The sequence below is a fragment of the Candidatus Pelagibacter ubique HIMB140 genome (assembly GCF_025558165.1).
Classification (GTDB): Bacteria; Pseudomonadota; Alphaproteobacteria; order Pelagibacterales; family Pelagibacteraceae; genus Pelagibacter; species Pelagibacter ubique_T.
Genome location: NZ_LAMZ01000001.1, coordinates 529,806 through 548,565, shown reverse-complemented (window position 1 = coordinate 548,565; position 18,760 = coordinate 529,806). Strand labels below are relative to the sequence as shown.

Annotated in this window: 20 protein-coding genes; 14 read left to right on the top strand and 6 right to left on the bottom strand. The window is 30.7% G+C overall.

Annotation, left to right across the window (positions count from 1 at the left end; genetic code table 11):
- Positions 1–23: 23 nt before the first annotated feature.
- Entirely contained in the window at positions 24–2,690 is a 2,667-nt protein-coding gene (gene alaS, locus VP90_RS03105) for an alanine--tRNA ligase (RefSeq protein WP_262589633.1), read from the top strand.
- Here alaS and VP90_RS03100 read toward each other — a convergent pair.
- Complete coding sequence (locus VP90_RS03100; protein WP_262589632.1) at positions 2,682–3,896, bottom strand: NADP-dependent isocitrate dehydrogenase; 1,215 nt, start codon at positions 3,894–3,896, stop codon at positions 2,682–2,684. The genes alaS and VP90_RS03100 overlap by 9 nt on opposite strands.
- Positions 3,897–3,972: 76 nt before the next feature.
- Here VP90_RS03100 and VP90_RS03095 point away from each other — a divergent pair, with 76 nt between their 5' ends.
- From VP90_RS03095 to panB, 9 genes are read left to right on the top strand one after another with little or no spacing between them, the layout of a single operon-like run.
- On the top strand, positions 3,973–4,620 hold the full coding sequence (locus VP90_RS03095) for a phosphatidylserine decarboxylase (RefSeq protein WP_262589631.1): 648 nt from the start codon (positions 3,973–3,975) through the stop codon (positions 4,618–4,620).
- A gap of 2 nt (positions 4,621–4,622) precedes the next feature.
- Positions 4,623–5,429, top strand: a complete 807-nt coding sequence (pssA, locus tag VP90_RS03090) for a CDP-diacylglycerol--serine O-phosphatidyltransferase (RefSeq protein WP_262589630.1) — start codon at positions 4,623–4,625, stop codon at positions 5,427–5,429.
- Positions 5,429–6,340: a glycosyltransferase gene (locus VP90_RS03085; protein ID WP_262589629.1), complete on the top strand. Its 912-nt coding sequence runs from the start codon at positions 5,429–5,431 to the stop codon at positions 6,338–6,340. The genes pssA and VP90_RS03085 overlap by 1 nt, the downstream gene beginning before the upstream one ends.
- Positions 6,341–6,952 (top strand): RlmE family RNA methyltransferase, encoded by a 612-nt coding sequence (locus VP90_RS03080; protein ID WP_262589627.1) that lies wholly within the window; start codon positions 6,341–6,343, stop codon positions 6,950–6,952. It abuts the gene before it with no gap.
- A gap of 37 nt (positions 6,953–6,989) precedes the next feature.
- Positions 6,990–8,066 carry an IMP dehydrogenase gene (gene guaB, locus VP90_RS03075; RefSeq protein ID WP_262589626.1) on the top strand — a complete coding sequence of 359 codons (1,077 nt, stop codon included), beginning with the start codon at positions 6,990–6,992 and terminating at the stop codon, positions 8,064–8,066.
- On the top strand, positions 8,066–8,503 hold the full coding sequence (locus tag VP90_RS03070) for a tetratricopeptide repeat protein (protein WP_262589624.1): 438 nt from the start codon (positions 8,066–8,068) through the stop codon (positions 8,501–8,503). Before guaB ends, VP90_RS03070 begins: the two co-directional genes overlap by 1 nt.
- Entirely contained in the window at positions 8,493–10,055 is a 1,563-nt protein-coding gene (gene guaA / locus VP90_RS03065) for a glutamine-hydrolyzing GMP synthase (RefSeq protein WP_262589623.1), read from the top strand. The genes VP90_RS03070 and guaA overlap by 11 nt, the downstream gene beginning before the upstream one ends.
- 21 nt (positions 10,056–10,076) lie before the next feature.
- Entirely contained in the window at positions 10,077–10,496 is a 420-nt protein-coding gene (locus VP90_RS03060; RefSeq protein WP_262589622.1) for a VOC family protein, read from the top strand.
- A 4-nt stretch (positions 10,497–10,500) separates the two neighbouring features.
- Positions 10,501–11,277 carry a 3-methyl-2-oxobutanoate hydroxymethyltransferase gene (gene panB, locus VP90_RS03055; protein ID WP_262589621.1) on the top strand — a complete coding sequence of 259 codons (777 nt, stop codon included), beginning with the start codon at positions 10,501–10,503 and terminating at the stop codon, positions 11,275–11,277.
- Here the strand turns inward: panB and VP90_RS03050 are convergent.
- A complete protein-coding gene (locus tag VP90_RS03050) occupies positions 11,274–11,885 on the bottom strand; it encodes a YjbE family putative metal transport protein (RefSeq protein ID WP_262589620.1) in 612 nt (203 codons plus the stop codon). The two genes, panB and VP90_RS03050, sit on opposite strands and share 4 nt — an antisense overlap.
- A 101-nt stretch (positions 11,886–11,986) precedes the next feature.
- Complete coding sequence (locus tag VP90_RS03045; protein ID WP_262589619.1) at positions 11,987–13,243, bottom strand: ABC transporter substrate-binding protein; 1,257 nt, start codon at positions 13,241–13,243, stop codon at positions 11,987–11,989.
- A gap of 147 nt (positions 13,244–13,390) precedes the next feature.
- Between VP90_RS03045 and VP90_RS03040 the strand changes: the two genes are divergently transcribed.
- From VP90_RS03040 to VP90_RS03025, 4 genes are read left to right on the top strand one after another with little or no spacing between them, the layout of a single operon-like run.
- Entirely contained in the window at positions 13,391–14,257 is an 867-nt protein-coding gene (locus tag VP90_RS03040; protein ID WP_262589618.1) for a branched-chain amino acid ABC transporter permease, read from the top strand.
- Positions 14,257–15,270 (top strand): branched-chain amino acid ABC transporter permease, encoded by a 1,014-nt coding sequence (locus VP90_RS03035; protein WP_262589617.1) that lies wholly within the window; start codon positions 14,257–14,259, stop codon positions 15,268–15,270. Before VP90_RS03040 ends, VP90_RS03035 begins: the two co-directional genes overlap by 1 nt.
- The gene (locus VP90_RS03030) at positions 15,267–15,989 is read left to right on the top strand and encodes an ABC transporter ATP-binding protein (protein WP_262589616.1); all 723 of its coding nucleotides are present in this window, start codon (positions 15,267–15,269) and stop codon (positions 15,987–15,989) included. Before VP90_RS03035 ends, VP90_RS03030 begins: the two co-directional genes overlap by 4 nt.
- Complete coding sequence (locus VP90_RS03025; protein ID WP_262589615.1) at positions 15,979–16,686, top strand: ABC transporter ATP-binding protein; 708 nt, start codon at positions 15,979–15,981, stop codon at positions 16,684–16,686. Before VP90_RS03030 ends, VP90_RS03025 begins: the two co-directional genes overlap by 11 nt.
- Here VP90_RS03025 and VP90_RS03020 read toward each other — a convergent pair whose 3' ends face one another.
- From VP90_RS03020 to VP90_RS03010, 3 genes are read right to left on the bottom strand one after another with little or no spacing between them, the layout of a single operon-like run.
- Positions 16,687–17,472 (bottom strand): putative hydro-lyase, encoded by a 786-nt coding sequence (locus VP90_RS03020; protein ID WP_262589614.1) that lies wholly within the window; start codon positions 17,470–17,472, stop codon positions 16,687–16,689.
- 4 nt (positions 17,473–17,476) lie between these two features.
- Positions 17,477–17,962, bottom strand: coding sequence for a tetratricopeptide repeat protein (locus VP90_RS03015; RefSeq protein WP_262589613.1), 486 nt, complete (start codon positions 17,960–17,962; stop codon positions 17,477–17,479).
- A complete protein-coding gene (locus VP90_RS03010; RefSeq protein ID WP_262589612.1) occupies positions 17,962–18,735 on the bottom strand; it encodes a 5-oxoprolinase subunit PxpA in 774 nt (257 codons plus the stop codon). Before VP90_RS03010 ends, VP90_RS03015 begins: the two co-directional genes overlap by 1 nt.
- Between the last annotated feature and the right edge of the window lie 25 nt (positions 18,736–18,760).

Sequence of the window (18,760 nt, the reverse complement as noted above, 5' to 3'; positions counted from 1 at the left end):
TAAAAAAGCTGTATTTTAAAAATATGGCAGACAAAACTCTCAATGAAATAAGAAATACTTTTCTAAAGTATTTTGAAAAGAATGATCACCAGATTGTGGAGTCTAGTAATTTGGTTCCAAATAATGATCCAACGTTGATGTTTGCTAACTCTGGAATGGTCCAGTTTAAGAACGTTTTTACTGGTTTAGAGAAAAGAGATTATGTAAGAGCTACCACTTCACAAAAATGTGTAAGAGCAGGTGGAAAACATAATGATTTAGAAAATGTTGGTTATACACCTCGCCACCACACTTTCTTTGAGATGTTAGGAAATTTCTCATTTGGAGATTATTTTAAAGAGCAAGCAATCGATTATGCATGGAATTTAATCACTAAAGATTTTGGAATAGATAAAAATAGACTTTATGTAACTGTGTTCCATGAGGATGATGAGGCCTTCAATTTTTGGAAGAAAATAGCAGGTTTTAGCGATGATAGAATTATTAGAATAGCAACTTCAGATAACTTTTGGTCCATGGGTGAAACAGGACCATGTGGACCTTGTTCAGAAATCTTTTTTGATCATGGTGATCATTTACATGGAGGATTACCTGGTACTAAAGATGAAGACGGAGATAGATTTATTGAAATATGGAACTTGGTCTTTATGCAATTTGAACAAGTTGCAAAAGACAAAAGAATAAATCTTCCAAAACCCTCTGTTGATACTGGAATGGGTTTAGAAAGAATTGCTGCTTTGCTTCAAGGTACTCATGATAATTATGAAACAGATCATTTTAAAAAAATAATTAATTCTGCTTCAGATATAATTAAAATCAAATCAGATAAATCTAATCTATCTAGCTTTAGAGTTATTGCTGATCACTTAAGAGCAAGTTCATTTTTGATTGCTGAAGGAGTATTGCCATCTAATGAAGGAAGAGGATATGTGCTTCGAAGAATTATGAGAAGAGGGATGAGACACTCCCATTTATTAGGTGCTAAGGATCCAGTTTTCTCTAAATTGTTTGATACATTGTTAAATGAAATGTCAGGAAATTATCCTGAACTAAAAAGAGCAGAGTCTTTAATTAAAGAAACTTTGAAGATGGAAGAAGAAAAATTTTTAGTTCTCTTAGATAGAGGGATTAAAATTTTAAATGATGAAATTTCTAAAATTGATAAAGTTCTACCAGGTGACATTGCATTTAAACTTTATGAAACTTATGGTTTCCCAATTGATCTTACAGAAGATATTTTAAAATCAAAATCTTTAGAATTTGATAAAGAAAGATTTGGTGAGTTGATGAGAGAGAGTATCGAGCTAGCTAGAAAAAATTGGAAAGGATCTGGAGATAGTGCAGTTGAGCAAGTTTGGTATGGAGTTAAAGAAAAACATGGAGCTACAGAATTTTTAGGATATGAAAATGATCAAGCACAAGGAGTTATTAAATCACTTCTTAAAAATCATAAAGAAGTTGATACTTTAAATGAAGGTGACGAAGGAATTATCGTTGTCAATCAAACACCATTTTATGCTGAGTCTGGAGGTCAAGTAGGAGATACAGGATTGATCTCTAAGGATGAATTTGAATTTGAGGTAACTGATGTTCAAAAAAAATTGGGAGATTTGTTTGTTCACTATGGAAAAGTGAAAAAAGGCTCAATAAAATTAGAACAAGATGTTGAAATGAAAATAAATATTGAGAAAAGAAATGACACAAGGGCGTATCATTCAGCAACACATTTATTACACGAGTCTTTGAGAAGAGTTTTAGGTCCACACGTTACTCAAAAAGGTTCTCTAGTTGAGCCAGAAAGATTAAGATTTGATTTTAGCCATATGAAGCCAATTTCAGATGATGAGATGGTAAAAATAGAAAGTCACGTAAATGATATGATCTTAAAACAATCTGATGTAACCACAAGAATTATGACACCGAAAGAGGCAGTTGATAATGGGGCTTTAGCATTATTTGGAGAAAAATATGGAGATGAAGTAAGAGTATTATCAATGGGAGATGAAGGAGAAAAATACTTTTCAACAGAGTTATGTGGTGGAACCCATGTAAAAAACACTGGTGATATTGGTAAATTTAAGATTATTAGCCAATCCTCAATTGCTGCAGGGGTTAGAAGAGTAGAAGCTTTAAGAGATAAGCAACTAGAGGATTACCTTAAAAATAAAGAGAAAATGTTAAATTTATCATCTGAAAAAGATGATGAACAAATAAATGAATTAAGTAAGCAAATTTCTGAACTAGGTGGAAAACCTAACTTAGATGAAACTGATAAAAAAGTTTTAATCAAAAATTTAAATAAACAATTGGAAACTTTATCAATTAATTCAATACTACAAGATCAATCCAAAAATAAAGTTAATGATCTAGATGTTAATGGGGTGAAAGTAAGATTTCAAAATGTTGAAGATCTTCCTCCTAAAGAATTAAGAAAACTTGTAGACAAAGGTAAAAAAGAATTGGGCGAAGGTATTGTAATAGTTTTTGCAAGCAAAGATGACAAAGTCGGTATTGCAGTAGGTGTGACAGAAAAATTATCTGACAAATTTGATGCAGTACAATTTGTAAAAGCAGGTTCAGAAGTAATTGGTGGCAAAGGTGGAGGTGGAAGAAAAGACTTTGCTCAAGCTGGTGGTCAAGACCAATCCAAAATCAATGATGCTTTTGAAAAAATAAAATCTTTAATTTAATTTCTTTTTAAGATTACTATCAATTTCATCTAAAAACTGATTAGTAGTTAAAAACTTACTATTTGGTCCAACAAGAATTGCTAAATCTTTTGTCATCGAACCATTTTCAACACACTCTATACATACAGCTTCTAATGTTTGAGCAAATTTAATTAATTCTTGGTTGTTATCTAATTTTCCTCTGTGAGCCAATCCTCTTGTCCATGCAAATATGGATGCAATAGGATTTGTGGAGGTTTCTTTTCCTTGTTGATGCATTCTATAGTGTCTAGTAACAGTTCCATGGGCAGCTTCAGCTTCCATCACTTTTCCATCAGGAGTTAACAGAGTACTTGTCATTAATCCTAGTGATCCATAACCTTGCGCCATAGTATCAGACTGGACATCACCATCATAATTTTTACAAGCCCAGATATATTTTCCACTCCATTTCATTGCACATGCGACCATGTCATCAATTAATCTGTGTTCGTAAGTTAATTTGTGTTTTTCAAATTCTTCTTTGTATTCGTTGTCAAAAACTTCTTGGAAAATATCTTTAAATCTTCCGTCGTATTGTTTTAAAATTGTATTTTTTGTAGACATATAGACTGGCCACTTTTTAATTAATCCATAGCTAAAACATGATCTTGCAAAGTCTTGAATAGATTTGTCTAAATTATACATTGATAGTGCTACACCAGGACCAGTGAAATTAAAAACCTCATATTTTATTTCTTCTTTTCCATCTTCAGAAGTCCATTTAACTTCCATTTTACCTTTACCAGGTACTTTAAAATCAGTTGCTCTATATTGATCGCCAAAAGCATGTCTTCCAATGATTACAGGATCTGTCCATGAAGGAACCAACTTTGGAATATTTTTACAAATAATTGGTTCTCTGAATACCGTTCCTCCAATAATGTTTCTTATTGTTCCATTTGGAGATCTCCACATTTTTTTTAAATCAAATTCTTCTACTCTTGCTTCGTCTGGTGTGATTGTTGCGCATTTAATTCCAACACCTATTTTTTTGATAGCATTTGCTGAATCTATTGTGATCTGGTCATCTGTGTTATCTCTGCTTTTCATTCCTAGATCGTAATACTCGATGCCAAGATCTATATATGGAAGGATTAATTTATTTTTAATAAACTCCCAAATAATTCGAGTCATTTCATCGCCATCTAACTCGACAACTGGGTTATTTACCTTGATTTTGCTCATTAAATTAAATTTATCTTATTAATTGAATTTGATTGGTTTATATACATATTAATCGAAAATTAGCAAATAGAAGAATATGTTTACCAAGATATTTCCAAAGATACACACAGAGGGTTATAAGTTTATTGTAATCGCAGGCTTCATCACAATCATCTTATTATTAGTAAATGGATTTTTAGGATTAATTGGATTGCTTTTAACTATATGGGTTTATTATTTCTTTAGAGACCCTGAAAGAGTAATCATAGGAGATGACAATTATCTAGTAAGCCCAGCAGACGGTGAGGTAATTAAAGTTGAAGAGGTAGATGGACCAAAAGAATTAAATTTAGAAAACAAGAAATTTAAAAAGATTAGTATCTTCATGAACGTATTTGATTGTCATGTAAATAGAACTCCTTGTTCGGGTAAAGTTGAAGATATTTTATACAAGCCAGGAAAATTTTTAAATGCTTCACTCGATAAGGCGAGCGAAGATAACGAGAGGAATTACTATAAGTTAAAAGATAATCATGGAAATGATATTGTCATAGTTCAAATAGCAGGTTTGGTTGCAAGAAGAATTGTTTGCGAGACAAATAAGGATCAAACATTAAACCAAGGTGATCGAATTGGAATGATAAGATTTGGAAGTAGAGCAGATGTTTATTATGAAAATTATGAGCCATTGGTTAAAATTGGTCAAACTGCTATTTCAGGGGAAACTCTATTAGCCAAAAGATAGATATGCAACAACCTAAAAAAAATTTTAAAATAGTTCCTGAAAAAAGGAGTGCTAGAGTAATTTTACCTAATATGCTTACACTTATAGGTGTTTGTATTGGTCTTACTTCTATAAGATTTGCTTTAGATGGAAGATATGAGTTTGCAATCATTGCAATAATTATTGCAGCTGTAATTGATGGACTAGATGGAAGAATAGCAAGATTAATCAAAGGTACATCAAAAGTTGGAAAGGAATTAGATTCTTTGACTGACATGATTAGCTTTGGGGTTGCTCCTGCTTTTATAATGTACTTTTGGAAATTAAATGAACTTGGAAGGTTTGGATGGCTAGTTTGTTTAATATATGTAATTTGTGTTGCATTAAGATTGGCACGTTTCAATGTAAATACAGGAGGCGAACCATCTTGGAGAGATAATTTTTTTGAAGGTGTTCCTTCTCCAGCTGGTGGAATTTTAGTATTAACACCACTGATATTTAGTATGTCTAGTATTGAATTATTTAAAATAGATTATGCGATTATTGTGCCGATATTTTTTATTGTCACTTCTTTTTTATTGATTAGTAAATTTCCAAGCTATTCATTTAAAAAAATTGTAATTCAAAGAAAGGCAACAATTTTCTTATTATTTGGAATTGTTCTATTCTTTGGATTATTGTTAATTTATCCTTTTAATGTAATTTCATTAAGTGCTTTAATTTATCTAACTATGCTCCCAATAAGCTTTTTTCATTATCAAAAACTTAAAAAACAAAACGAAGGTCAGAATTATGATGATGAAGATGACGATCTTGAAGATGTATTGTAATGAAAAAAAATACCATTGTTTCTTTAGCAGACTCTAATTATTTCCCTTTATTGGATGAATTAATAGACTCCATCAAACAGTTCGAAGCTAGCAAAGATACTGCAATATGTGTTTTGGATGCTGGATTATCAGAAGAACAAAAAAATAAATTATTATCTAAAGTAGATGAGATTAAATCTGCAGAGTGGGATATAAAAGTTCCTGAAAGTAAAATTAAAGGAAGAGAATGGTTAAAAAGCCAAGTTTCAAGAGCATTTCTACCAAAATATTTTCCTAATTATGAAAAATATCTTTGGATTGATTGTGATGCTTGGGTCAATGATTGGCAAACAATAGAATTATATTTCAAAGCCTGTGATGATAACAAATTGGGAATAACCCAAACTATTGGACCAGGTTATAAAATTACCTCAAAGGTAAATTGGGTTTTTGGAAAACTCGCAATAATTAAATCTCAAAATTTTAAACATGCAGTAAAATCTAAAATTAATATGGACAAAGCTAGGAAATTAGCTTTTGCACCTCATATAAATATAGGTGTCTTTTCTCTAGAAAAATATTCTAAATCTTGGGAAATTTGGCAAAATAATCTCAGAGAAACTTTAAAAGGCGGAGATATTTTTGGCTCCGAACAACTTGCAATGAACATTTCGGTTTATCATGATAATATTGAAACTGAATTTTTACCTTTAAATTGTAACTGGATAACAAGCAATCTTTTACCAAAATTTGATCAGGTAAATAATACATTTGTTGAACCTTATTTACCAAATTACAAAATTGGAATAATGCATCTTGCTGCTGGCATATGGAAAAACAATCAAGATATGAGAGTAAATAAAGATATCAAAATAGAAATCCAAACTCTTGATGGTAAGATATTAAATAAAAGCTTAAGATTTGAAAATTAATTGAAAAAAAATAAAATTTCAAAAAATTGGGTTAACAAACAGCGAAGAGATACATACGTTAGACAATCAAAAGTTGATGGTTATAGAGCAAGATCTGCCTACAAACTTATAGAAATTGACGAAAAATTTAAAATTTTTAAAGGTGGATTAACTGTTATTGATATTGGAGCTGCTCCTGGAAGCTGGTCCCAATATGCAAATAAAGTATCTAAGAATGGGAAATTAATTTCAATTGATTTGAAAAAGATGGAGCCAATTGGATCAAGTCTTCAAATACAAGGTGATTTCACAGAAGAAGGAGTTCAGCAAGAGATAAAAAAAAACACAACCTCTAAAGTAGATGTTGTGATGTCAGACATGGCTGTAAATACAACAGGAATCAAAAATATTGATTCAATTCAAACAGGAGAACTTTGTAAAGAAGCAATGGTATTTGCAAAAGATTTATTAAATGAAAATGGTTACTTTGTTTCTAAAATCTTTATGGGGGGAACTTTTAACGAAATAGTCGCAGAAGGTAAAAAATATTTTAAAGAAGTTAAGGTTTTTAAACCTAAATCGAGTAGAAAAGATTCAAAAGAAAGTTTTATAATTTGTAAAAAACTTAGATAGAGACTTTAAAATTAAAAGGAATCGTATATAAAAGATCATGGTTCCTATAAAAGAAGCACTCACCTTTGACGATGTTACGTTAGCCCCGAAGTATTCGGAGATATTGCCATCTGAAGTAAATACATCAGTCAATTTAACGAAAAATTTAAAACTTAAAATCCCACTTTTGTCTTCTGCAATGGACACTGTTACAGAAAGCAATATGGCAATAGCAATTGGTAAAGCTGGAGGAATTGGAGTTATTCACAGAAATTTAGATATCCAAAAACAAATCTTGGAAATTAAAAAAGTTAAAAAACAAAAATTATTAGTTGGTGCAGCTGTTGGAGCATCAATTGCTGAATTTGATAGAGCAAAAGCCATTCTTAAAGAAGGCGTTGATTTAATCGTAGTGGATACTGCCCACGGCCATACCAAAAAAGTAGGAGAAATAGTTAAATATATAAAAAAAATTAAAGGTAAAAATATCGCTTTATGTGCTGGAAATATTGCAACACCAGAAGCAGCAAAATTTTTAATTAAATTAGGAGTAGATATTATTAAAGTTGGGATTGGACCAGGATCAATTTGCACAACAAGATTAGTAGCAGGGATAGGTGTTCCTCAGTTAAGTGCAATTTTATCTGTAAGAAATGGACTTAAAAATAAAAATGTAAAAATAATTTCTGATGGTGGAATAAAATATTCTGGAGATTTGGCAAAAGCTTTTGCAGCAGGCGCTGATGCAGTAATGATAGGTTCTTTATTTGCAGGTACAGATGAAACGCCTGGTAAACTAATTAAAAAAAATGGAAAATTATTTAAAAGTTTTAGAGGGATGGGATCAGTAGGTGCAATGAACAAAGGTTCAGCTGATAGATATTTTCAAACTAAACAAAAAGATTCATCTAAGTATGTTCCAGAAGGAGTAGAGGGTTTTGTAAAATACAAGGGAGATGTTGGCAGCATTATATTTAAATTAATAGGTGGCCTTAAATCATCTATGGGTTATCTTGGTTCAAAAGAAATTGTGAAATTGAGAAATAAACCACAATTTGTTAAAATTACTAAAGCTGGATTTTATGAAAGTATGGTTCATAATGTAGACGTAATCAAAAATGATAGTAAATATTAATGAATAAAATTTTGAAATTTATTTCGCTGGTTGTTTTAATTATTTCGTTTCAATCTAGTTCTTTTTCAAAGGAAAATTTTTTCAATAAAGCGATTCAATTATATGAAAAAGAAAAATATGAGGATGCGAGATTTTTATTTGAGAGAAATATTGTATTTAATCCAAAGGATGCAAATTCATATTTGTATTTAGCAAAAATTTATAATCACGAAGAAGATCAAAGAAAAGAAGAATACAACTTAGAAACTACTCTATTAATTGATCCTCAAAATGAAGAAGCTATTTTAATGCTAATGAAAATTGCACTTGAAAAATCCAATTACGATAAAGTTAAAGAATTATCTGAAACATTTGTTCAAGTATGTAGGTCATTATGTGATGAAAATAATGAAATTTTAGAGTCTTTAAAAAATCTAGAACCAAGCAATGAGTCTTGATAATAGCCTTAACAAAATCTTAATTGTAGATTTTGGTTCACAATTTACTCAATTAATAGCAAGGAGAATTAGAGAGCTTGGAGTTTTCTCTGATATTGTAAGTCATAAAAAAATTAAACTTAATCAAATTAATCAAAGCGTAAAAGGTGTAATTTTATCAGGAGGTCCTCTGAATGTTTATCAAATTAATAAGTACTCATTTGATAAAAAAATTTTAGAACTAAATATTCCTGTTCTTGGTATTTGTTTTGGACACCAAATATTATCAAAACTTAATGGCGGAAGAGTAAAACAATCAAAGCACCGTGAATTTGGTTTAGCAAATGTAATTAAAAAAAATAATAGTCTCTTAACTAATAATTTTTTTGGTACAAAAAAATCTAAAGTGGTCTGGATGAGCCATGCTGATCAAGTATCTAAATTACCTAAAAATTTTAAAGTAATTGCATCAAGCTCAAATTCTAAATTTGCAATTGTAGAAAATAAAATTAAAAATTTTTATGGTGTTCAGTTTCACCCAGAGGTAACTCATACAGAGAACGGAAAAAAACTAATTAGTAATTTTATTTTTCTTATTTGTAAAATTAAGAGAAATTGGTCTTCAAAAGATCAAAAGGTACAATTAATTAAAGATGTAAGGTCTCAAGTTGGAGATAATAAAGTTATTTGTGCGTTATCAGGTGGAGTAGATAGTAGTGTGGTTGCTCAATTATTGAATAAAGCAATAGGAAAAAAACTATATTGTATTTTTGTTAACACTGGATTGCTTAGAAAAAATGAAGAAGTTCAGGTTGTTCAAACTTTTAAAAAACGACTAAAAATGAATTTAATCTACGTGAATGCTGAAAAGGAATTTTTAAGTAAATTAAAAAATGTATCGGATCCAGAGAAAAAAAGAAAAATAATAGGAAATTTATTCATTAAAATATTTGAGAGATACGCAAAGAAAATAAAAAATGTAAAATTTTTAGCACAAGGAACGTTGTACCCAGATTTAATTGAAAGCAAGTCTGTTACAGGGAGTCAAACTTCTAAAATAAAGTCTCACCATAATGTGGGTGGTTTACCTAAAAAAATGAACTTAAAGTTAGTAGAGCCATTAAAATTTCTATTTAAAGATGAAGTTAGAAAATTAGGTTTAGAGTTAAATTTAAGTCATGAAATAATTTCACGACATCCATTTCCTGGCCCTGGTCTAGCAATTAGAATGCCTGGTATTATAACAAATGAAAAAATTAAAATTTTAAAAGAAGCTGATCATTATTTTATTCAGGCTTTAAGAGATCACGGGCTTTACCACAAAATTTGGCAAGCTTATGCAGCATTACTTCCAGTTAAAACAGTTGGAGTTATGGGTGACAATAGAACATATGAATATTTATGTTTACTTAGAGCAATTACCTCTGAAGATGGAATGACTGCAGACTTTTATGAATTTAAAAAATCATTTATGCAAACTATTTCTAACAAAATTGTTAATAGCATAAGAGGAATTAATAGAGTTGTGTATGATATTACTTCTAAGCCTCCAAGTACTATTGAATTAGAGTAATTTTAATTATAAAAACACCCTATGAAATATTTACATACAATGATCAGAATTAAGGATGTAGATGAGTCTTTAAGATTCTTCTGCGAAGGTCTTGGTTTAAAAGAAACAAGAAGAATGGAAAATGAAAAAGGAAGATTTACTTTAATTTTTCTTGCTGCTCCTAATGATGACAAAGCAGAAATTGAGTTAACATATAATTGGGACGGAGACGAGCTAGGCGAAGGTTCTAGAAATTTTGGTCATCTTGCATATAGAGTAGATAACATTTACGAGACATGTCAAAGATTAATGGACATGGGTTATACTATAAATAGACCACCAAGAGATGGTCATATGGCATTTGTTAGATCACCTGACAAAATTTCAATAGAAATCCTACAAGAAGGAAATTTAGAGCCTAAAGAGCCATGGGCTTCAATGGAAAATACCGGCTCTTGGTAGGTCGATGAACAAAAAGATTTCAGACTTTATAAAGAAAAAAAATAAAACTAAATTAGTAACTTTAACTGCATATTCTAAAAATATTGCATCAGTCTTAGACAATTATTGTGATCTAATTTTAGTAGGGGATTCACTGGGATCAGTTTTATATAATTATAAGTCTACAAGAGAAGTAACTTTAAATACTATGATTGAACACTCCAAAAGTGTTCGTATGGGTATTAAAAAAAGTTTAATGATTGTCGACATGCCTCATAACACTTATCGAAATCCTAAAGAGGCATTGAAAAATGCAAAATTAATTATGAAAAAAACTAAATGTGATGGGGTCAAATTAGAGGGAGGAAAGAAAATTATAAATACTATTAAAACCTTAGTTAACAATAATATTCCTGTAATGGGCCATATAGGAGTTTTACCTCAGTCAGATAAAACATTTAAATTTAAAGGTAAGAAACAAAGTGAAAAAGAAAATATTATGAGAGACGCAAAGTTACTTGAAGAAGCTGGTTCATTTTGTATGGTTTTAGAGTGTGTTCAAACATCATTAGCAAAACAAGTAACTAAAAGTGTTAGCGTTCCAACAATTGGGATAGGCGCATCTAATAATTGCGATGGTCAGATTTTGGTATTTGATGATTTAATCGGTTTAAATCCAATCAAATTTAGATTTGTTAAGAAATATACAAATATAAAAACAGAAATATCAAAAGCAGTCTCTAAATATGCAAATGAAGTTAAAAAGAGAAAATTTCCCTCAAAAAAATATTCTTTTAATTAAAAGTATTTTTTAAATTCTTCGTTAATATTAAGTATTTCTAGATCTACCAAACCACCAATAATTAATTGTAGACCAACAACTAAAATAAAAATTAAACCAATGTAAGCTATCCAAATATGTTTTTGAATATAATTAGCCATATAAGTAGCTAATGCACCAGTAAGAACGACCGATAGGACAAGACCAAAAATCATATAGCCAAAATATCCTTGAGCTGCAGCAACAACACCTATAACATTGTCAAAACTAATCATCAGATCAGCAAATAGCACTTTACCTATACTATTTATGTACGAAGGTTGTTTTGTTTTTTTAACTGAAGGTTTTATATTTTTAATATCAACGAGGTCTTTTCTTAAATCATTAACTATCCACACTAACAACAACCCACCCAAAATTTTTATAAAATAAAATTCAAATAAAAAAGTAGCAAAGATTGCAAAAAAGATTTTAAATACAAATGCTCCAATTACCCCCCATAAGATAATTTGCTTTCTATTTTTGGGTACAAAATTTGATGCAATAGATCCAACGATCACGGCATTATCTGCTGTTAAGATAATAGTGATAAAAATAATCTGGGTTAGAATTATGAGCTCTTCAATCAAGATGTCTAATTATTATTTCAATTTAACAAGATTGCAATCAAAAGAATAAAAAAAAGGCGGTCAAAAAATTTGACCGCCTTAATAATTGTATTTTTAATAAATTATCTTTCAGACCAAGTAGGCATAGGATATTTTAACTCACAAGCTGCTAATTCAAATGGATATACTGTACAGTATTTTCCATTTTGAACTTGCATTAAAATACCTCTAGTTTTTTCGTTTTGACCATCTGCTCCAAATTTAATTCCTCTGTAAGGAACAATTAAAGACTCAGATGACATATCTAGATTTACTAGAGCTTGTCTGATTTTCTCAGGATCTGTTGATCCAGCATTATTAATTGCATTAGCTAAAGCCATAAAACCTGTAAACGCTCTTGCAGGTACATCTGATAAATCTCTTCCACCAGAGTGTGTTTTAAACAAGTCGTTTACAGTTCCAATCATAGGAATAGTTTTTGCTAAGTCAGTGTTAAAAGGTGATCTTGTGATCACACCTTCTGCTTTGCTTCCCATTGTGTCTATGAACTTAGGATCTGTATAACCAGCGTTTTGAGCAACTAAAAGTTTAGGATTATAATCAAGTTCTTTTGCAGTATTTAAAAATAAATATGCATCAGCTGTATAAGATGAAGGCAATAAAACATCTGGGTTTTTCGCTTTCAATCTTTGTACTTCAGAACTTAAAGTTGTTGTTTTAGCTTTGTAGCTAATTTTCTCTATAACATCATAACCTTGTTCTTTAGCCATTTTGTCTTGAGTTCCACCACTGTCAGCACCCCACAATGTATCTTCATGAATAATACCTAGTGTCTTTAACTTATTACTATTCTTTTTGTTAAAGTCGTTCATGAATTCAAACATAAGCTGAGTAAACTCACCATCGTGTGGAGTAACTCTGAAGAAGTATTTAAATCCTCTTGTTGTTAATTTTGGAGAAGTAGATTCACCGTTTACCCAAGGTATTCCTGCTCTCTCAGACACTTGACTAGCAGCACCAGTTACTGATGAGTAGTAAGCTCCAAACATTGCATGAACTTTATCAGAATTTAACATTTTCTCAGTCTCACCAACACCGATATCTGGTTTTCCACCATGGTCTCCAACAACGATAGATATTTTACCGCCATCTAATCCTTTTAATCCTGCATCTTTCGCAAGTGGCATACCTGGAATGTTATGACTGTTATTGATGATATCTAAAGCTGTCTTAACTGCTGCAACAGCGTCTTTACCAACCTGAGCAACAGGTCCTGTAAGTGGATAAAGTACTCCAATTTTTACATCTTCTGCGTAACTAATTGCTGGCGCAGATACTAATGAAAAAAAAGTAAATACTGTAAGAATTAATTTTCTCATTTTTTTCCCTCTTGTTTAATTTTTAAATGTCTAACTTAATACTATTCAATTGATCAATTCAATGATTTAGTTTTTTTATTTTACTAATGCTTAAGAAGTATTTGTTTAATATATACATTCTTTATATATACTTTAATAATAAACCAAATGACCTCTGAAATTATAATTCAAGCTATAGTCACAGGATTAATGATGGGATTAATCTATGCATTAATTGCAGCAGGCTTAAGTTTAATTTTTGGATTAATGGAAATTGTAAACTTTGCTCATGGAGAGCATTTGATGTTGTCTATGTTTTCATCATTTTGGCTTTGGTCTTTATTTGGGTTAGATCCGTTATTCTCAATACCAATAACAATACTCTTGTTGGCATTTTGTGGGATCATCACACATTACTTTTTAATTCGCTATATCTTAAAAGCAAAAATGCTTATCCAAATTTGTGCAACATTTGGATTGTCTATTTTTATTAGATCGATTGCACAATTATTATGGACACCAGACTTTAGAAACGTTGATAAACCTCTATTAGAGGGACGTATTGAAATTGGATCTGTGTTTATTGGTCAACCTCAATTATATGCAAGTCTTGTTTGTCTAGTTGCTTTTTTTGGTTTGTATTGGTTTGTAACAAAAACAGAAACTGGATTAGCTCTTCAAGCAACAGCTCAAGATAGACACGCTGCAGAAATTTTAGGAATTCCATCAAATAAAATGTTTGCAATTGGTTGGGCAATTGGACTTGGTTGTGTAGGAGTAGCGGGTGGAATGATGGCAAACTATTTTTTTATTTTTACTGATGTTGGTATCAATTTTGCATTATTTGCTTTCGTTGCAGTAGCATTAGGAGGTTTTGGAAGCATTATTGGGTGTTTATATGCTGGTATAATTATAGGATTAGTAGAATCTCTTGGTGGATTATTGATAGATCCATCATTTAAACTTTTATATGTATTTGCAATTTATCTTTTAGTTGTGATTTATAAACCTCAAGGTTTGTTCGGTAGATATTAATGGATAGTAAGTTAGAAATTGCAAAATCAGAACCGATTTGGAATACAAATAATAGAGTAATATCAATTATTGCTGGTTTGGTTATACTTTTGTTTGCACTCCCACTATTTGGGATGAATTCATTTTATCTTCATTTATTTATTATGATTTTTATGCATGCAGTTATGGCTCAGTCTTGGAATGTAATTGCAGGTTTTTCTGGTCAAATTAGTTTAGGTCATGGAGCGTTTTTTGGAATAGGTGCTTATGCAACTTCATTTTTTTATATGGAGTACGGAATAACACCATGGATCAGTATATTTTTTGGTATGTTTGTTTCAGGAATTTTTGCTGTCTTAATTGGTATACCAATGCTCAGACTAAGTGGTCACTACTTTGCAATTGCCACTTTGTTAATTGGGATAAGTTTCCAAGTAGTTTTTCAAAGATGGGATTTAGTAGGAGCCGCATCAGGATTGTGGGTGACAATGACACCAGAAGATTCATGGTCAGCTTTGCAGTTTCATAGCAGTAAAGCTCCTTATTATTATGTTTTTTTAATATTCTTTTTAATTACATTTTTTTTGGTTTGGTTACTAAGTAGATCAAAACTAGGTTACAGACTGAGAGCAGTTAGAGATGATCCACAAGCAGCATTAAGTTTGTGCATCAATGTTTCAAATTATAAAATAATAGCTTACGTGATTTCAGCAATGATCATGGCTCCTATGGGTAGTTTGTTTGCTCAATATATTTTAATTATTGATCCAGATAGAGTTTTTAATATTGAGATATCAATTATAGTTTTATTAATCACAGTGCTAGGTGGAATTGGAAATGTTTGGGGTCCAATTATAGGAGCAGCAATACTTGTACCAATTTCAGAATATTCAAGAATTTATTTAGGAGGCACAGGTGGTGCTGTTGATTTAATTTTTTATGGTTTGATTTTAATGATTATTTGTATTTTTAGACCAAACGGTCTGATCTCATTTATTCCTAAAGATATTCTGGAAAGAAAAAAACAAAGATGAAAATATTAACTGTTGAAAATTTAAGTAAATCTTTTGGTGGAATCCATGCCAATAGAGATATTTCTTTTGACGTCGAAGAGGGATCAATTTTAGGAGTGATAGGACCTAATGGTGCTGGTAAATCTACTTTATTTGATTTGATTACTGGTTTTACAAAACCAGACACTGGAAAAGTTAAATTTTATGACAAAAATATTTTTGGAATTAGTCCTGATAAAATTAGTAATCTTGGAGTAGGTAGAACTTTTCAAAAACTAAAACCATTTGCAGATCAAACATTACTTGAAAATGTTATGATAGGAGCGTTTGTTAAAGAGAAAGATATTAAAAGAGCAAGAGATAGAGCCTTAGAAATTATTGACTTTGTAGATCTGATTGAAAAAAGACATCACTTCGCAAAAGAGTTATCAACTGGACAAAGGAAAAGATTAGAAATGGCTAGAGCTATGGCTATTGATCCCAAATTACTTTTGATGGATGAAGTAACAGGAGGAGTGGATCAAAAAACTATTCCTGGACTTGTTGAACTTGTTAAAAAATTAAAAAATACAGGTGTAACAATTATTACAATTGAACATAACATTAATATTATAATGGAAATTTCTGACAATGTTCTCGCTTTAGACCAAGGAAAAAGAATTGCATTTGGTGAACCAAAAGAAATTCAAAATAACAAACAAGTAATAGATGCTTACCTAGGAACATTTGATGCTGCTTGATGTAAAAAATATTGATGTTTTGTATGATGATTTTCAAGTTATCTGGGATGTTTCTATTAATGTAAATAAAGCTGAAATGGTTGCACTTTTAGGACCAAATGGGTCTGGTAAAAGTACTGTTTTGAATACTATAAGTAATTTAGTTGAGCATAAAAAAGGGTCTATCACTTTTGATAATACTTTAATTTCAAATATTCCAACTTATAGAAGAACTGAATTAGGAATTTCACATGTCCTTGAAAGAAGAAGGGTATTTCCTCATCTTACTGTTAAACAAAATCTTTTATTGGGTGCTTGGCATCCTAAGGCTAAAGAAGAGTTAACAAATTCATTAAACAAAGTTTATAAGATATTTCCAAAACTAGAAACCAGATCAGACCAATTAGCAAAAACAATGTCTGGTGGAGAACAACAAATGCTAGCTATAGCTAGAGGAATGATGGGTTTGCCTAAGCTTTTAATGGTCGATGAACCTTTTTTAGGTTTGTCGCCAATGGTTATGAAAGACTTAATTAAGATATTTAAAAATATTGTTGCAGAAGGTATTTCAATTTTATTTGTAGAGCAAAATGTAAGATTAGCTCTAAGTATGGCAGACAGAGGCTATGTTTTAGAAAGTGGAAGATTAGTTATCGACGGTAAATCAGAAGATCTAATTGATAATGAGAAAGTAACTAAAGTTTTTTTAGGAAATTAATTAAAAAGCAGCAAGATCGTTATTTAGTTTATCAGTTATAAGCATTTTACCTGGACTGTGAGTGATACAAAAATCAGGTTTTGAATTTTCTAAAACAGATTGAGGAGTAACACCACATGCCCAAAATACAGGAATTTCATTGTTCTTTATTGTCCTAGGTGGATCACCATATTCAGGTTTCATTATATCTTTAATCCCAATTTCATCTGGATTACCAACATGTACTGGTGCACCATGCACAGCTGGAAATCTGGAACTAATTTGAATTGATCTAATTGTATCCTTTGAACTTAAGGGTCTCATAGACACAACTAGTTTTCCTGAAAATTGTCCAGCAGGTTCACAGTCTATTGAAGTTTTATACATTGGAACAATAGTATTGTTTTCTATGTGTTGAATTGGAATACCGGCTTCAATTAAAGGCAGCTCAAAAGACATTGAACATCCTAGAACAAAAGTTGTTAAATCTTCATTCCAATATTTTTTAATATCATATGGCTCATCAACTAATTTTCCTTTTTCCCAAACTCTATATTGAGGAACATCAGTTCTAATATCAATATCACCAAGATCTTTTAATGAAGGATCTCCTTTAGTACCAAATCCAATTAATGGACAAGGTTTTGGATTTTTTTGGCAGAAAGAAGCAAAGTCCATTGCATATTTGCTTGGTAAGATACAAAGATTTCCTTGAACATACTTATTAGCAGCGCCTGCAGTTTGTTCCTTATAATTATTTTCTCTGATAACTTTTCTTGCCTCTAATGGATCTTGAATATCTAGCATTAAATTAGTATTTAGATTTCTTTGTACCTTCTATTATTTCTTTTAACTCGTTGTATTCTTCACATTTACAAGTTTCCAATACTTTAAGTCTTTCTTTAGCTAAATCCATTCTATTTGTAGCAACATATAATTCACCTAGATACTCATTTATTCCAATATGGTCTGGTTTGATTGCTAGACCTTGAAGATAATATTTTTCTCCATTTTCAAAATCACCAAGTTTTCTTGTTGTAAAACCAAGATAATTAAGTGTATCCGCTTGATTTGGTTTTTTATCGTTTGATTTTATAAGAAGTTTTTGAGCTTTTTCATATCTCTTTTTAGCTTTTTCTAGTTTGCCTTTTTTTTCAAATTTTTTTGCAGCTTTAACATGAGTAACTGCTTTATCGTAATCTGACTTTACCTTCTTCGGTGTTGAGTCTGAACCTGCTGATATTGCATTGGACGCAAACAAAACAAATATCAAAGTAATAAATATTTTTTTAATCATTATAAAAATTTCTCCATTTGGCTTAAAGGTTTTAAATTAAGTCCATTTTCAATTAAATTTTCTCTAATTGATCTTGCTGTAGCAAGTGAACTTTCGTTATCACCATGTATGCAGACAGAGTCGATTTCACAAGGTATGTGCTTTCCACTGTGACAATTCAGTGCCTGATTTTTTACCATGCTTAATACATGTTTTTTAGCTTCTTCAGGATCGGTGATTAATGCATGTGGTTTTTTTCTAGAAACTAAATTTCCATCATCTTCATAGGTTCTATCTGCAAAAATTTCACAGGCAATCTTCATATCTAATTTTTTAGCTGCTTGTTCCATTTTAGAGCCAGTAGGAACTAAATAGATCAAATCTTTACTTATTTCATTGATTGCTTTCGCTAAAGTAGTTGCTAAATCAATATCTTCACACGCCATATTATTTAACGCTCCATGTGGTTTTATATGAGTAACATTTTCTCCATGATCTTGAGCAATTTTTTGTAAAATTTCATATTGGTCAATAATTAATTTTCTAATTTCTTCAGGTGCTAGGTTCATTCTTTGTCTTCCAAAGTTTTCTGGGTCGTTAAATGATGGGTGGGCTCCAATACTAACGCCATTTTTTTTTGATATTTGAACCACTTGGTTCATGGATTCTTCATCACCAGCATGAAATCCACATGCTACGTTAGCAGAATTTACTATATCAAGTAAGTCTGGATCATATTTATTTGAATGGTGTTTTGATTTTTCACCTAAATCACAATTTATATTAATTTCCATAGTTCTAATTGTTGAAGTATAACAT

Excerpts from the sequence above, each read along its gene's own strand:
- VP90_RS03100 (WP_262589632.1), bottom strand. The coding sequence starts at position 3,896 with ATGAGCAAAATCAAGGTAAATAACCCAGTTGTCGAGTTAGATGGCGAT.
- VP90_RS03015 (WP_262589613.1), bottom strand. The coding sequence starts at position 17,962 with ATGATTAAAAAAATATTTATTACTTTGATATTTGTTTTGTTTGCGTCC.
- VP90_RS03025 (WP_262589615.1), top strand. The coding sequence starts at position 15,979 with ATGCTGCTTGATGTAAAAAATATTGATGTTTTGTATGATGATTTTCAA.
- guaB (WP_262589626.1), top strand. The coding sequence starts at position 6,990 with ATGGTTCCTATAAAAGAAGCACTCACCTTTGACGATGTTACGTTAGCC.
- VP90_RS03085 (WP_262589629.1), top strand. The coding sequence starts at position 5,429 with ATGAAAAAAAATACCATTGTTTCTTTAGCAGACTCTAATTATTTCCCT.
- VP90_RS03095 (WP_262589631.1), top strand. The coding sequence starts at position 3,973 with ATGTTTACCAAGATATTTCCAAAGATACACACAGAGGGTTATAAGTTT.
- pssA (WP_262589630.1), top strand. The coding sequence starts at position 4,623 with ATGCAACAACCTAAAAAAAATTTTAAAATAGTTCCTGAAAAAAGGAGT.
- VP90_RS03040 (WP_262589618.1), top strand. The coding sequence starts at position 13,391 with ATGACCTCTGAAATTATAATTCAAGCTATAGTCACAGGATTAATGATG.
- VP90_RS03010 (WP_262589612.1), bottom strand. The coding sequence starts at position 18,735 with ATGGAAATTAATATAAATTGTGATTTAGGTGAAAAATCAAAACACCAT.
- VP90_RS03060 (WP_262589622.1), top strand. The coding sequence starts at position 10,077 with ATGAAATATTTACATACAATGATCAGAATTAAGGATGTAGATGAGTCT.
- VP90_RS03020 (WP_262589614.1), bottom strand. The coding sequence starts at position 17,472 with ATGCTAGATATTCAAGATCCATTAGAGGCAAGAAAAGTTATCAGAGAA.
- guaA (WP_262589623.1), top strand. The coding sequence starts at position 8,493 with ATGAGTCTTGATAATAGCCTTAACAAAATCTTAATTGTAGATTTTGGT.
- VP90_RS03035 (WP_262589617.1), top strand. The coding sequence starts at position 14,257 with ATGGATAGTAAGTTAGAAATTGCAAAATCAGAACCGATTTGGAATACA.
- VP90_RS03045 (WP_262589619.1), bottom strand. The coding sequence starts at position 13,243 with ATGAGAAAATTAATTCTTACAGTATTTACTTTTTTTTCATTAGTATCT.
- panB (WP_262589621.1), top strand. The coding sequence starts at position 10,501 with ATGAACAAAAAGATTTCAGACTTTATAAAGAAAAAAAATAAAACTAAA.
- VP90_RS03030 (WP_262589616.1), top strand. The coding sequence starts at position 15,267 with ATGAAAATATTAACTGTTGAAAATTTAAGTAAATCTTTTGGTGGAATC.
- alaS (WP_262589633.1), top strand. The coding sequence starts at position 24 with ATGGCAGACAAAACTCTCAATGAAATAAGAAATACTTTTCTAAAGTAT.
- VP90_RS03070 (WP_262589624.1), top strand. The coding sequence starts at position 8,066 with ATGAATAAAATTTTGAAATTTATTTCGCTGGTTGTTTTAATTATTTCG.